Here is a 13822-nt window from a genome sequence, read left to right as displayed (position 1 = left end):
GTTCTTCCCCTATGGTTGTCCCTGCACCATATGCATGAGTTGGGGCAGGGCTTGTGGGACCGCAGGCGGCCTGCCTGTCGGCGCCGTCCGACGCCGGCCCGGCCACAATGGCGGCCATGGCAACCCGGGAGCGCCGCCACCACTATCACGTCTACGTGGTCGAACTCGCCGACCAGGTCTGGAACGTCGGCCGCTTCCGCCGTGCCAATCCGGACTACCAGCTGGGCAAGCCCTTCGTCTACGTCGGCATGACCGGGCTCGACCCGGACGTGCGCTTCGACAAGCACAAGGCCGGCATCCAGGCCAACTCCTATGTGCGCGATTACGGCTTGCGGCTGCTGCCCGGCCTGTACGCGATGTACAACCCCATGCCTTACGACGCCGCGCGCGACATGGAAGTGGAGCTGGGGATCGCGCTGCGCGAGGCCGGCTACGGCGTGTGGCAAGCTTAGCGGCCATGACCCGCTCAGCCGCCACCGCCCACGACATCGAATCGCCTTACGCCTGGCTGCGGCTGGCGGTTTCGCTGCTGCTGATGACCATCGGCGGCTCCGGCATGTATTCCGTCACAGTGGTGCTGCCGCGGATCCAGGCCGACTTCGGCGTGGACCGCGGCGCCGCGTCGCTGCCCTATACGCTGACGATGGTCGGCTTCGGCATCGGCGGGATCCTGATGGGCCGCCTGTCGGACCGCTTCGGCGTGGCAGTGCCGGTCGGGCTGGGCGCCCTCGGCCTGGGCGCCGGGTTCATCGCCGCCGCCTCGGCCAGTTCGCTCTGGCAATTCAACCTGGCCCAGGGCGTCCTGATCGGGCTGCTCGGCACGTCGGCCACCTTCGCCCCGCTGGTGGCCGACACCTCCCAATGGTTCGACCGCCGGCGCGGCATGGCAGTGGCGGTCTGCATGAGCGGCAATTACGTGGCCGGTGCGGTCTGGCCGCCGGTGATGCAGCACTTCATCGACAGCGTGGGCTGGCGCGCCACCTATTGGGGGATCGGTGTGTTCTGCGTGCTGTCGGTGCTGCCGCTGGCGCTGGTCCTGCGGCGCCGGCCGCCGCCGCAGCCGCAGACGATGCCGGTGCCGGTGCCGCTGCCGGCCGCCGTCCGGGGCCGGGCCGCGCCGGCCGGCAGCGGCCAGGCGCTGGTGCTGGGCATGCCGGCCGGCATGGTGCAGGCGCTGCTGTGCGTGGCCGGCGTCTCCTGCTGCGTGGCGATGTCGATGCCGCAGGTCCACATCGTCGCCTACTGCGGCGACCTGGGCTTCGGCGCGGCGCGCGGCGCCGAGATGCTGTCGGTGATGCTGGGGATGGGCGTGGTCAGCCGGCTGGTGTCCGGCTGGATCTCGGACCGCATCGGCGGCCTGCGCACGCTGCTGCTCGGCTCGGTGCTGCAGGGCGTGGCGCTGCTCCTCTTCCTGCCCTTCGACGGGCTGGCGTCGCTCTACGTGGTCTCGGCGCTGTTCGGCCTGTTCCAGGGGGGCATCGTGCCGGCCTATGCGCTGATCGTGCGCGAGTACTTCCCGCCGGAGCAGGCCGGTGCCCGGGTCGGCACCGTGCTGATGGCCACCCTGTTCGGGATGGCGCTCGGTGGCTGGATGTCGGGCGCGGTGTTCGACCTCACCGGCTCCTATCGCGCCGCCTTCCTCAACGGCATCGGCTGGAACCTGCTGAACCTCTCCATCGTGTCCTTCCTGCTGCTGCGGGCCAGGCTGCTCCAGACCGGCGCGGGACTGCGCTCGGTCGGCGCCACATAAAGGCGCGAGGGCTGCAGCGCGTAGACGATGGCGCGCCGGTGCTCGCTGGTGCTGAATTCGCCGCCCGCTTCGATGATGTAGTCGCGCTGGTCGTTGTCCAGCGTGATCCAGAGCTGGCCCTCGCGGCAGCTCAGGCGCAGCTGTGCAGCGTCCGCCACCGCATACAGCGCCCGGGCGGCGAGATCCAGTTCGAACGGCTTCGTGCTGGCCTTCATGTTCTTTCCTTCACATTCTTGAGTGGAATGAATATAGTCAGCCACCTGCACTGTCTCAAACGTTCAATTGGAATCACTGCATGCATGAGCGGAATGTGAAGGGCGACATTGCCAAGGCCGGGATCGGGCGCGGCGATTTGCCCCCGCTGGACCTGCTGCGCAGCTTCGAGGCGGCCGCGCGCCACCTCAGCTTCACCGTCGCGGCGCGGGAGTTGTTCCTGACCCAGTCCGCTGTCAGCCGGCAGATCCAGCAGGTGGAAGCGCGGCTGGGCGTGCCGCTGTTCGAGCGCAGGCACCGCGCGCTGGAACTCACCCCCGCCGGCCAGGTGCTGCATCGCGCGGTGAGCGACGCGCTGCAACGGCTGCGGGATGCCACCGCCCTCATCCGGTCGTCCGTGCAGCCGCGCCAGGTCGCCATGACCTGCACGCCCGGCTTTGCGTCGTTCTGGCTGATCCCCCGGCTGGCCCGCTTCACGGCCGACCACCCGGAGGTGGACGTCCGGATTTCGGCCACGGTGGACCTGCTGGACCTGGGGCGCAGCCCGGTCGACCTGGCGGTGCGCTTTTGCTCCACCCGCGACGGCCAGGGCCCGCCGCTGTTCGAGGAGGTGGTGGTCCCGGTCTGCTCCCCGGGGCTGGCCCGGGGCGGGGCCGCGCCGCTGGCCAGGCCGGCCGACCTGGCCGGCCATACGCTGCTGACGGTGGAGATGCCGCAGGGCATGGCGCCGACGGTGGACTGGGAACCCTGGCTGCAGGCCCTGGGCCTGGGCGACCTGCGGATGAAGAACATGCTGCGCTTTACCCATTATTCGGATGCAATCGCGGCGGCGGTGGCCGGCCAGGGCGTGGCCATCGGCCGCCTGCCGCTGCTGGCCGAGCTGCTGGGCGACGGCCGGCTGGTCACCCCCTTTGGCGGCGGGGCAGCATCCGAACGCGGCTATTTCGTGATGCTGACACCCAGGGGCGCGGAAAACCCTGATGCCCAGGACTTCGCCCGCTGGCTGCGGACGGAGGCAGAATCGGCTGGAAACAACTTGCTACAGTAAGCCGTGAACGTTAGTCTCCATCCATGCGCCGGCGACTGTTGAGCCTGACCCGAGCGCCGCTGCAACCTGCTGTTGCAAAGAGCGGTCTGGCCGCCGCATGGCGCATGCGCCTGGGCTGCTGGCTCGGCTGCGCCCTCGCACTGGTGCTGGCCCTCGGCTGGCCCGCGGCCAGCTTCGCCGGCGACGTCGCGATCGGCAACAACGGCAGCTACTCGCTGTCGCGGGAATTCAGCTTCCTGGAGGACGCGGACGCCAAGCTGGACTTCGAGCAGGTCCGGCAACAGGACCAGCAGGGCCGCTTCGCCGCGCTGCCCTCGGACAGCCCGGGCCCCAACTTCGGCATCACCAGTGCGGCGATCTGGCTGAAGGTGACGCTGCGTCCGGCCGCCGACGCGCCGGCCAACTGGCTGCTGGAAGTGGCCTATGCGCCCCTGGGCACGGTGGAGCTGTTCGCGCCGGATGCCACCGGGGCTTATGCCAAGCAGAGCGCCGGCGTCTTCCGGCCTTTCGCCACCCGCGTCATCCCGCACCGCAACCACGTCCTGCCCGTGACCCTGCGGCCAGGGATGGCAAGCACGCTGTACCTGCACGTCCGCTCCGAAGGGTCGGTCACCGTTCCGGCCACGCTGTGGCAGCCGGCGGCCCTGTGGAACCACGACCAGCTGGCCTACGGCGCATTCGGCCTGTACTTCGGCCTGCTGATCGGCCTGTTCATCTACAACCTGCTGCTGTACGTGTCGGTGCGCGACAAGGTCTACCTGGTGTATGTTGGCTATGTGGCGGGCATGGCGCTGTTCCAGGTGACGCTGACCGGCCTGGGCAACCAGTTCCTGTGGCCCGACCTGGTCTGGTGGAACAGCCGCTCGCCGCCGGCCGGCACCGTGATGGTGGCCACCTTCGGGCTGCTGTTCGCCCGCACCTTCCTGCTCAGCGCGGCGCGCACGCCGCTGCTGGACAAGTTCATCCTGGCGCAGGTGGGCGGCTACATGGTGTCGCTGGTGGTGCTGCTGGCGTATTCGTACACGCTGGCCAGCTACCTGACCACCGGCCTGGTGCTGGTGAGCGTGACCACGCTGATGGTGGCGGGTATCTTCGGCGTGCGGCACGGCCATCCGGGTGCCCGGAATTTCCTGATCGCCTGGGCGGTGCTGCTGCTCAGCGTCGTGCTGCAGGCGCTGCACAACATCGGTACGCTGCCGTCCAACGTGCTGACCTCCAACGCGGTGCTGTTCGGCTCGGCGCTGGAAATGCTGCTGCTGTCGTTTGCGCTGGCCGACCGGATCAACGTCGCGCGCCGCTTCAAGGAACAGGCCCAGGTCCGGCTGGCCGCCGAACGGGCCTTGATCCAGGCGATGAGCGTGTCGCACGAACAGCTCAAGACCACGCTGGAGGAGCGCGAGGCGATCATCGACAACTCGATCGTCGGCATCGCCTTCCTCACGCCGCAGGGCCGCATGCGCTGGGCCAACCCGCGGATGCTGGACATCCTGGGCGCGCGCGGGCGCGACATCGAATCGATGGAGCCGTTCTACCTGTCGCGCGACCAGTACCTGGAGATCGGCCGCGCGGTGGCCGAGCGGGTCAAGCGCGGGCGCGTCTACGAGACCGAGATCCGGATCCGGCGGCTGGACGGCCGCGAGATCTGGATCGCGCTGTCCGGCAAGGGCGTGGTGCTCGAAGGCCGGGTGCGCGGCACGGTGTGGGTGATCGTCGACATCACGCGGCGCAAGGAGCTGGAGGAAGAATTGCACGAGGCCCTGACCGCGGCGCAAAAGGCGCGCGAATTCGCCGCAACGACGCCCGAGGGAGACGAGTAGGGGAGCGCCGCCTCGCTGCCGGCCGGCGGTCCTAGCGCAGCACTTCCAGCAGCCGGTCCAGGCCGCCGCTGTTGATCGCCACCATCGCCTGCTCGCGCACCTTCGGTTTGGCGTGATAGGCCGCCGACAGGCCGGCCTCGCCCATCATCGGCAGGTCGTTGGCACCGTCGCCCATCGCGATCGCCTGCCTGGGTGAAATGCCCATGCGCTCGCAGGTTTCCAGCAGCATCCTGCGCTTCTCGTCGCCGTCGCAGATGTCGCCCCAGGGCTGGTCCACCATCTTGCCGGTGAGCTTCCCGTCTTCGACGGCGAGCACGTTGGACCGGGTGAAGTCGATGCCCAGCCGGTCGCGGATCCGGTCGGTGAAGAAGGTGAAGCCGCCGGACACCAGCAGCACCTTCATGCCGGCCGCCTGGCAGGCCGCGACCAGCCGGTCCGCCCCGGGATTGAGCTGCAGCCGGTTGGCATAGACGTCCTGCAGATGCTGCACGCTTACCCCCTTCAGCAGCGCCACCCGCTGGCGCAGGCTGGCCTTGTAGTCGGCGATCTCGCCGCGCATGGCGGCTTCGGTGATCGCCGCCACTTCCTCCTTGCGGCCGGCGGCTGCCGCGATCTCGTCCACGCATTCGATGTTGATCAGGGTCGAGTCCATGTCGAACGCGATCAGCCGGAAGTCCGCCAGCGCCAGCGGCGGGGTGAAGCGCTGGATCACCAGGCCGGGGGAGATTTCCTTGGGAGACGTCATGGTGTGATTCCTGCCGGTTCGGCAATCCGGGGCTGGCCGAGCGAGCGCAGCACGTCGCGCACCATCTGGGCGCGGTCCTTCGGATCGGGCAGTTCGCGCTCGATCCGCAGCTTCTCGTTGCCGGCCAGCTTGATGTGCTTGTTCTTCTGCACCAGCTCGATGATCCGCATCGGTTCGATCGGCGCGTCCTTGCGGAAGGTGATGTGGATGACGCCGGGCGCCGCGTCGACCTTGACCACGCCGTAGGGCCGGGCCAGCACCCGCAGGCGGTGCACGTCGATCAGCGTCTGCGCCTGCGGCGGCGGCTTGCCGAAGCGGTCCACGATCTCCTCCAGCAGGGTGTCGATCTGGTCCGTGGTCTTGGCGGTGGCGAGCTTCTTGTAGAACGACAGCCGCAGGTGGACGTCGCCGCAATAGGTTTCAGGCAGCAGCGCAGGTGCGTGCAGGTTGATGTCGGTGGTGATCGACAAGGGCGACAGCAAGTCCGGTTCCTTGCCTTCCTTCAGCGACCTGACAGCCTCCGACAGCATCTCGTTGTAAAGCTGGAAGCCCACCTCCAGCATGTTGCCGCTCTGGTTCTCGCCCAGCACCTCGCCGGCGCCGCGGATCTCCAGGTCGTGCATCGCCAGGTAGAAGCCCGAGCCCAGTTCCTCCATCTGCTGGATCGCGTCCAGCCGCTGCGAGGCCTGCTTGGTCAGGCTCTCCTTGTCCGGCACCATCAGGTAGGCATAGGCCTGGTGGTGGCTGCGGCCGACCCGGCCGCGCAGCTGGTGCAGCTGCGCCAGGCCGAACTTGTCGGCGCGGCTGATGACGATGGTGTTGGCAGTGGGCACGTCGATGCCGGTCTCGATGATGGTGGAGCACAGCAGCACGTTGTACTTCTGGGCCACGAAGTCGCGCATCACGCGCTCCAGCTCGCGCTCGGGCATCTGGCCGTGGGCCACCGCGATGCGCGCCTCGGGCAGCAGTTCTTCCAGCCGCAGCCGCCGGTTCTCGATGGTCTCCACCTCGTTGTGGAGGAAATAGACCTGGCCGCCGCGCTTCAACTCGCGCAGCACCGCCTCGCGGATCACGCCGTTGCCCTCGTTGCGCACGAAGGTCTTGATCGCCAGCCGTCGCTGCGGCGCGGTGGCGATCACCGACAGGTCGCGCAGGCCTTCCAGCGCCATGCCCAGCGTGCGCGGGATCGGCGTGGCCGTCAGCGTGAGCACGTCCACCTCGGCCCGCATCGCCTTCATCGCTTCCTTGTGGCGCACGCCGAAGCGGTGCTCCTCGTCGATGATCAGCAGGCCCAGGTTCTTGAACTTGGTCGATTCCGACAGCAGCTTGTGGGTGCCCACCACGATGTCGACGCTGCCGTCGGCCAGGCCCTTGAGCGTGGCCGCCACTTCCTTGCCGGAACGGAAGCGCGACACCTCGGCCACCTTCACCGGCCACTTGCTGAAGCGGTCCACCAGCGTCTGGTAATGCTGCTCGGCCAGCAGCGTGGTCGGGGCCAGAAAGGCCACCTGCTTGCCGCCGGTGATGGCGATGAATGCGGCGCGCAGCGCCACTTCCGTCTTGCCGAAGCCGACGTCGCCGCACACCAGCCGGTCCATCGGCCGCGGCGAGATCATGTCGTGGATCACCGCGTGGATGGCGGCGTTCTGGTCGGCCGTCTCCTCGAAGCCGAAGTCGGTGGCGAAGCTTTCGTAATCGGTGGCCGAATAGCGGAACGCGTGGCCCTCGCGCAGCGCGCGGCGGGCGTAGATGTTGAGCAGTTCGGCGGCGGTGTCCCGCACCTGTTCGGCGGCGCGGCGCTTGGCCTTTTCCCACTGGCCGGAGCCCAGCTTGTGCAGCGGCGCCTCGTCGGCACTGACGCCGGTATAGCGGCTGATCTGGTGCAGCTGGCTGACCGGCACGTACAGCGTGGCCTTGTCGGCGTATTCCAGGTGCAGCATCTCCTGCAGGATCGGGGTGCCGTCCGCATTCCTGCCCAGCCCCAGGTCCATATTGATCAGGCCCCGGTAGCGGCCGATGCCGTGCTGGGAGTGCACCACGGGGTCGCCCACATTGAGCTCCGACAGGTCCTTGATCAGGGCCTCGACGTCGCTGACCTGCTCCTGCTTCTTGCGCCGGCGGGTGGTCGGGCCGGCGGCGAACAGCTCGGTCTCGGTGACGAAATCGATGCCGCGTTCCAGCCAGGCGAAGCCCGCGTTCAGCGGCGCGGTGGCGATGCCCAGCTTCTCGTCGCTGGCCTCGAACTCCTCCAGCGATTCGAAGGCCGGCGGCGCCAGGTGGCTGGCGCGCAGGAAGTCCAGCAGGCTTTCGCGCCGGCCGTCGCTCTCGGCCAGCACCAGCACCCGGTTGCCGGTGGTGCGCAGGTGATGCTGGAAGCGGGCCAGCGGCTCTTCGGCGCCGCGCACGACCGACATCTCGGGCAGCTTCTGGAACAGGGCGCTGTCCGCGACATCGTCCACGCCGGTCCGGATCGCCAGCTGCGAGCGTTCGTTGGCCTTTGCGTAGAACTGCTCGCTCGACAGGAACAGCGCCTGCGGCGGCAGCACCGGCCGCTCGGAGTCGCCCTGCACCAGCCGGTAGCGTTCCCTGGTGTCCTGCCAGAAGTGCTGGAAGGCCGGCTCGAGGTCGCCGTGCAGCACCACCGTGGCCTGCTCGCCCAGATAGTCGAACACCGTGGCCGTCTCCTCGAAGAACAGCGGCAGGTAGTACTCGATGCCGGCGGTGGCCACGCCGTTGCCCATGTCCTTGTAGATCCGGCTCTTGGTCGGATCGCCCTCCAGCAGTTCGCGCCAGCGGCTGCGAAAGCGGGCCCGGGCATCGTCGTCCATCGGGAACTCGCGGCCGGGCAGCAGCCGCACCTCGGGCACCGGATAGAGGCTGCGCTGGCTGTCGGGGTCGAAGGTGCGGATCGAGTCGATCTCGTCGTCGAACAGGTCCACCCGGTACGGCACCGGCGAGCCCATCGGGAACAGGTCGATCAGGCCGCCGCGCACCGCGTACTCGCCGGGGCTGACCACCTGCGTGACGTGGCTGTAGCCGGCCAGGGTGAGCTGGGCCTTCAGCTTCGCTTCCTCCAGCTTCTGCTTGACCTGGAAGTGAAAGGTGTAGCCGGCCAGGAACTGCGGCGGCGCCACGCGGTACAAAGCAGTGGTGGCCGGCACGATCACCACGTCGGCCTCGCCCTGCGAGATGCGCCACAGCGTGGCCAGCCGTTCGCTGATCAGGTCCTGGTGCGGAGAGAAGGTGTCGTACGGCAGCGTTTCCCAGTCAGGGAACAGGCAGGTGCGCAGGTCCGGCGCGAAGAAGGCGAGTTCGTCGAGCAGGCGCTGGGCATCGGTGGCGTCGGCCGTGACGATGGCGGTGAGCCGGCCGGCGGCCTTTTCGCGCAACGCCAGCTGACCCAGCAGCAGGGCGTCGGCGGAGCCGGGCGGGCGGGGCAGGGTGTAGCGTTTGCCGGGAGAAAGTTTCGGTAAGTCCATCGAGTGCCGCAAAAAATAGCAACACCCCGCGCCTGAACAGGGCGGGGTGGTGAGCTCGATTCTAGAATGGCGACAAACCCATGAGTGTCAATGTGTCCAATACCCGATTTTTCGCGCTGATCCCCTGCGCCGGCAACGGCAGCCGCGCCGGCACCACCGGACCCAAGCAGTACGAGCCGATCGCGGGCCGGCCGATGGTGATGCACACGCTGGCGGCGTTTGCCGCCGTCAAGCGCATCGCCAGGACGCTGGTGGTGGTGGCGCAGGGCGACGGCTTCTTCACGCGCAACTTCGCGCCGGTGACGGCGGCGGCTTGCGGCGGCGAGACCCGCGCCATCAGCGTCGTCAACGGCCTGCACGAACTGCGCAAGGTCGGCGCCGATGGCCGCGACTGGGTGCTGGTGCACGACGCGGCCCGCTGCCTGATCACGCCGCAGCTGATCGACGGCCTGATCGATGCCTGCCAGGAGGACGACGTCGGCGGCCTGCTGGCGCAGAAGCTGGTGGACACGCTCAAGACCGAGCGCGGCGGCCGCGTGGCCGAAACACTCAGCCGCGAAGACAAGTGGCTGGCGCAGACACCGCAGATGTTCCGCATCGGCCGGCTGATCGAGGCCATGGAGCAGGCCGGCGACTCGGTGACCGACGAAGCCAGCGCGATGGAGGCGCTCGGCCAGCGGCCGCTGCTGGTGCCGGGCGGGCCGCAGAACTTCAAGGTCACCTACCCGGACGATTTCGCGCTGGCCGAGGCGGTGCTCAAGGGCCGGCAGCGGTGACGCGGCTGCGTATCGGCGAAGGCTGGGACATCCACGCCCTGGTGCCGGGGCGCGCTCTGGTGATCGGCGGCGTGGAGATCGCGTTCGAGCGCGGGCTGCTGGGCCACTCGGACGCCGACGTGCTGCTGCACGCGATCACGGACGCGCTGCTGGGCGCGGCGGGGCTGGGCGACATCGGGCGCCATTTCCCCGACACGGACGAACGCTTCAAGGGTGCCGATTCCATGGTGCTGCTGGCGGAGGCGGCGCGCCGGGTGCGCGAGCAGGGCCACCAGATCGGCAACATCGACAGCACCGTGATCGCGCAGGCGCCGCGCCTGGCGCCGCACATCGAGGCCATGCGCAACGGCATCGCCGCGGCGCTGGACCTGGCGCCCGCGCAGGTCAACGTGAAGGCCAAGACCGCCGAGAAGCTCGGCCCGGTGGGCGAGGGCGCGGCAATCGAGGCCCGGGCGATCGTGCTGCTGGTCTGAGCGATCAGCCGGCGGCCGGCTGCTGCGCGGCAATGCCCAGCGTGCCGGCGACGCCTTCGCAGAAGGTGCGCTCCTCGCGCAGGATGAATTTCTTCTGCTGCGCGAAGGCAAAGTTCTCGCGGCCGGCCGGATCGCTGCGCAGGCGCGTGCGATAGGCCTCGTAGGCCGCCAGCGAGTCGAAGCCGATCAGGCCCCAGGCGACGTCGTTGGTTCCTTCGTGCGGCAGGAAATACCCCAGCAGGTGGCCGCCGCAGGCCGGGATGATGCGGCCCCAGTTCTCGGCGTAGCTGCGGAAGGCGTCGCGCTGGAACGGGTCGATCTGGTAGCGGATGAAACAGGTGATTTGCATGGTGTCTCCAGGGCAGGCACGCCACGATAGCGTGTTGCCATGCGTTGATGGTTCGCCTACGATCGAACCATGAAAGACGGTCCCAGCATCGCCCGCGTCGCCGCGCTGATCGGCGACCACGCACGCGCCGAGGTGCTCACGGCCCTGATGGCCGACCGCGCATTGACCGCGACCGAACTGGCGGGCATTGCCGGCGTCACCAAGCAGACCATCAGTGCCCACCTGGCCAAGCTGCTGGACGCGGGGCTGCTCGCCGTCGACCGGCAGGGCCGGCACCGCTATTTCCGGCTGGCGGACCAGGACGTGGCCGGCCTGCTGGAATCCCTGATGGGCGTGGCGTTCCGCACCGGCGCCGTGCGCCTGCGGTCCAGCCCGCGCGAGCCGGCGCTGCGCAAGGCGCGGGTCTGCTACGACCACCTTGCCGGCGAGCTCGGCGTGCTGGCGTACGAGTCGCTGCTCGCGCAGCGGGTGCTGAGCGCGGGAGCGGATGGATTGCGCCTGACGCCCAAGGGAGAGGGCTGGTTTTCCGCCCTCGGCATCGACGCCCCGGCGCTGGCCTCGCAGCGGCGGGCCTTCTGCCGGCCCTGCCTGGATTGGGGCGAGCGGCGCCACCACCTGGGCGGGGCGCTGGGCGCGGCGCTGCTCGCACGCATCGACGAACTGGGCTGGGCCCGGCGCCGCAAGGACTCGCGCGTGATGGCGTTCACGCCGCCGGGCGAGCAGGCGTTCCGTTCGCTGTTCCGGTGAACCCGCGGCCCGGCTCGGGCCGCGCCGCGATCAACGGGAACCGCCCGGCGTGGAACGCCCGCTGGAACAAGACCGTCGAAAAGTAAGCTGCCGCTCAGTGCACGGATTCCGAGGCGCGGTTCGGCTCCGCCTCGGTTCCGTTGTTGGAAGCCTTTGGCTTCTGCAGCTTGATGTGGGCGGCCAGGCCGCCCGAGGTGGTGTTGGCCAGCGCGAAGATGCCGCCCATCCGTTGCACCGTCTTGTCGACGATCGCCAGCCCCAGGCCGGCGCCGGTGGCGGCCGTGCGGGCCGCGTCGCCGCGGAAGAACGGCTTGATCAGGTTGGGCAGCGCCTCCGGCGCGACGCCCATGCCGTGGTCGCGCACCTTCAGCAGCACCCATTCGTTGCGTGACTTGGCGTTGATGTCCACCACCGCGATGCCGGTCTCCGGCGTCTTGCCGTAGCGGCGCGCGTTTTCCAGCAGGTTGGAGATCACGCGGGCCAGTTCCACCTCGTCGGCCAGCACGTACAGGCCCTTGGCGATGTCCAGGTTGATCCGCATGTCGCCCTGGTCCTGCACGGCGTAGAGGCAGGCCTCGATCACGTCGTTGAGCAGCACCGGCTTGAGTTCGGCGTGGTCCGGCCGCGCGTAGTCCAGGAACTTGTCGATGATGGCGTCGAGCTGGTCGATGTCGGCCGCCATGTGGTCGCGCGCGTCCTGGTCGGCCACGCTCATCTCGGTTTCCAGCCGCAACCGCGCCAGCGGCGTGCGCAGGTCGTGCGAGATGCCGGCCAGCATCACGGCGCGGTCCTGCTCGATCTTGGCCAGCTGCTGCGCCATCCGGTTGAAGCCGATGTTGACCTCGCGGATCTCGCTGGTCACCGCCTTCTCGTCGAGGCGGCTGGCATCGAAGTCGCCGTCGCGCACCCGGCTGGCGGCAAACGAGAGCTGCTTGAGCGGCCGGTTGATCAGCCGGGCGATCAGCGCGGCGCCCGCCAGCGACAGGCCGGCCGCCGTGATCAGCCAGATCAGCCAGGTGCGGCTGCCGACCGAGGTGAAGCGCGCCTTGTCCAGCCGGATCCAGTAGCGGTCCGCGTCGATGCCGAAGCCGACCCACAGCCCCGAGATGCCGTTGACGCTGGCCGCCACGACCGTGCCCGGCCCGAGCCGGCTCACCAGCTCGTCGACGATCTTGGTGTCCAGGCCGCCCGAATCGAAGCTGACGAAGTGGTCGTTGGGCTCGCGCGGGGAAATGCGCACGTCTTCCTGGTCGACCAGGGCCTTGATCAGCGAGACCCGCTGGATGGAATCGGAATGGATCAGCGCGGCGCGGCTGAGGTTCACCAGCGAGGCGATCTGCTGGGCCGTCTGCACCGCTCGCGGCTCGAATTCGAGCGCCCGGAAGGTCTGGAGCCAGGCGACGATGCTGCCGATCAGCAGCAGGGACAGCAGGAAGAAGGTACGCCAGAACAGCGACAGGCCCACGCGGGGCCGCATCTCCAGCGGCGCCGGTGCCGTTTCCAGCGGCGCCGGGCCGGTCGCGTCGATGCTGGTCGTGACGGCGCGGATCAAACCTGTCCCCTGCTCATGTGCTTGCCCCTGCCTCTTGATGAATCGCGGGGGCCGGGGCCGCCGGACGCTTCAGGTCTTAACCCGCTCCGTCCGGCACGAACACATAGCCGACACCCCACACGGTCTGAATATAACGCGGTGCAGCGGCATCCACCTCGACCAGCTTGCGCAGGCGCGACACCTGGACGTCCAGGCTGCGGTCGAAAGGTTCGAATTCGCGGCCGCGGGCCAGCTGGGCCAGCTTCTCGCGCGACAGCGGCTGGCGCGGATGGCGCACCAGTGCCTTGAGCATGGCGAATTCGCCGGTGGTCAGGGGCAGTTCCTCGCCGTTCTTGCGCAGGGTGCGGGCCCCCAGGTCGAACGCGAAGGGACCGAAGTTCACCACCTCGTTGTCGCTGGAGGGCGCGCCGGGTGCCTCCTGGGCCGGGCGGCGGCGCAGCACTGCATGGACGCGAGCCAGCAGTTCGCGCGGGTTGAACGGCTTGCCGAGGTAGTCGTCGGCACCGACTTCCAGGCCGACGATGCGGTCCACGTCCTCGCCCTTGGCGGTCAGCATGATGATCGGCGTGCGGTCGTTGGCCGCGCGCAGGCGCCGGCAGATCGACAGGCCGTCTTCGCCCGGCATCATCAGGTCCAGCACGATCAGGTCGGCCGTTTCCCGCAGCATCAGGCGATTCAGCGCCTTGCCGTCCTCGGCCAGGATGACTTCGAAGCCTTCCTGGGTGAGGTAGCGGCGCAGCAGGTCGCGGATGCGGGCGTCGTCGTCGACCACCAGGATCTTGTCGGTTTTGGCTGCAGCTTGGTTCATGTCACTCCCAACGTGTATTTGTAACAGAGCCGATTCTGCAGGGCTCGCAGCCCATCGTGCGGGTT

The 13822-nt window shown here is 68.8% G+C and carries 12 protein-coding genes and 1 pseudogene; 7 read left to right on the top strand and 6 right to left on the bottom strand.

Annotation, left to right across the window (positions count from 1 at the left end; translation table 11 throughout):
- Positions 1-116 precede the first annotated feature (116 nt).
- Positions 117-452, top strand: coding sequence for a hypothetical protein (locus ACFPOE_RS08460; RefSeq protein WP_376849643.1), 336 nt, complete (start codon positions 117-119; stop codon positions 450-452).
- Positions 453-457: 5 nt separating this feature from the next.
- Positions 458-1750 carry an MFS transporter gene (locus tag ACFPOE_RS08455; protein WP_376849642.1) on the top strand — a complete coding sequence of 431 codons (1293 nt, stop codon included), beginning with the start codon at positions 458-460 and terminating at the stop codon, positions 1748-1750.
- Between the two features lie 29 nt (positions 1751-1779).
- Here ACFPOE_RS08455 and ACFPOE_RS08450 read toward each other — a convergent pair.
- Positions 1780-1965, bottom strand: a pseudogene (locus ACFPOE_RS08450) (DUF2917 domain-containing protein); the annotation flags it as partial.
- Positions 1966-2045: 80 nt separating this feature from the next.
- Between ACFPOE_RS08450 and ACFPOE_RS08445 the strand changes: the two are divergent.
- Together ACFPOE_RS08445 and ACFPOE_RS08440 are read left to right on the top strand one after the other, a co-directional pair.
- The gene (locus ACFPOE_RS08445; RefSeq protein WP_376849641.1) at positions 2046-3011 is read left to right on the top strand and encodes a LysR substrate-binding domain-containing protein; all 966 of its coding nucleotides are present in this window, start codon (positions 2046-2048) and stop codon (positions 3009-3011) included.
- Between the two features lie 104 nt (positions 3012-3115).
- Positions 3116-4828 (top strand): 7TM diverse intracellular signaling domain-containing protein, encoded by a 1713-nt coding sequence (locus tag ACFPOE_RS08440; RefSeq protein ID WP_376849640.1) that lies wholly within the window; start codon positions 3116-3118, stop codon positions 4826-4828.
- A gap of 31 nt (positions 4829-4859) precedes the next feature.
- Here the strand turns inward: ACFPOE_RS08440 and serB are convergent, their stop codons facing one another.
- Positions 4860-5573 (bottom strand): phosphoserine phosphatase SerB, encoded by a 714-nt coding sequence (gene serB / locus ACFPOE_RS08435; RefSeq protein ID WP_376849639.1) that lies wholly within the window; start codon positions 5571-5573, stop codon positions 4860-4862.
- The gene (mfd, locus tag ACFPOE_RS08430; protein ID WP_376849638.1) at positions 5570-9052 is read right to left on the bottom strand and encodes a transcription-repair coupling factor; all 3483 of its coding nucleotides are present in this window, start codon (positions 9050-9052) and stop codon (positions 5570-5572) included. The genes serB and mfd overlap by 4 nt, the downstream gene beginning before the upstream one ends.
- An 80-nt stretch (positions 9053-9132) precedes the next feature.
- On the opposite strand from mfd, the gene ispD reads away from it, so the two are divergent.
- Entirely contained in the window at positions 9133-9828 is a 696-nt protein-coding gene (gene ispD, locus ACFPOE_RS08425; protein ID WP_376849637.1) for a 2-C-methyl-D-erythritol 4-phosphate cytidylyltransferase, read from the top strand.
- Positions 9825-10301: a 2-C-methyl-D-erythritol 2,4-cyclodiphosphate synthase gene (ispF, locus tag ACFPOE_RS08420; RefSeq protein WP_376849636.1), complete on the top strand. Its 477-nt coding sequence runs from the start codon at positions 9825-9827 to the stop codon at positions 10299-10301. Before ispD ends, ispF begins: the two co-directional genes overlap by 4 nt.
- A 4-nt stretch (positions 10302-10305) precedes the next feature.
- Here ispF and ACFPOE_RS08415 read toward each other — a convergent pair whose 3' ends face one another.
- Positions 10306-10650, bottom strand: coding sequence for an NIPSNAP family protein (locus ACFPOE_RS08415; RefSeq protein WP_376849635.1), 345 nt, complete (start codon positions 10648-10650; stop codon positions 10306-10308).
- Positions 10651-10719: 69 nt separating this feature from the next.
- Between ACFPOE_RS08415 and ACFPOE_RS08410 the strand changes: the two genes are divergently transcribed.
- Entirely contained in the window at positions 10720-11397 is a 678-nt protein-coding gene (locus tag ACFPOE_RS08410; RefSeq protein ID WP_376849634.1) for an ArsR/SmtB family transcription factor, read from the top strand.
- 94 nt (positions 11398-11491) lie between these two features.
- On the opposite strand, the gene ACFPOE_RS08405 is transcribed toward ACFPOE_RS08410, so the two are convergent.
- Both ACFPOE_RS08405 and ompR read right to left on the bottom strand, forming a co-directional pair.
- Entirely contained in the window at positions 11492-12874 is a 1383-nt protein-coding gene (locus tag ACFPOE_RS08405) for a sensor histidine kinase (protein ID WP_376850625.1), read from the bottom strand.
- Between the two features lie 151 nt (positions 12875-13025).
- Complete coding sequence (ompR, locus tag ACFPOE_RS08400) at positions 13026-13757, bottom strand: osmolarity response regulator transcription factor OmpR (protein WP_376849633.1); 732 nt, start codon at positions 13755-13757, stop codon at positions 13026-13028.
- Positions 13758-13822: the final 65 nt, after the last annotated feature.

This window comes from Caenimonas terrae, from assembly GCF_042655405.1.
Classification (GTDB): Bacteria; Pseudomonadota; Gammaproteobacteria; order Burkholderiales; family Burkholderiaceae_C; genus Ramlibacter; species Ramlibacter terrae_A.
Note: the sequence above shows the minus strand (reverse complement) of the source record. Positions and strands in the feature narration are given on the sequence as shown.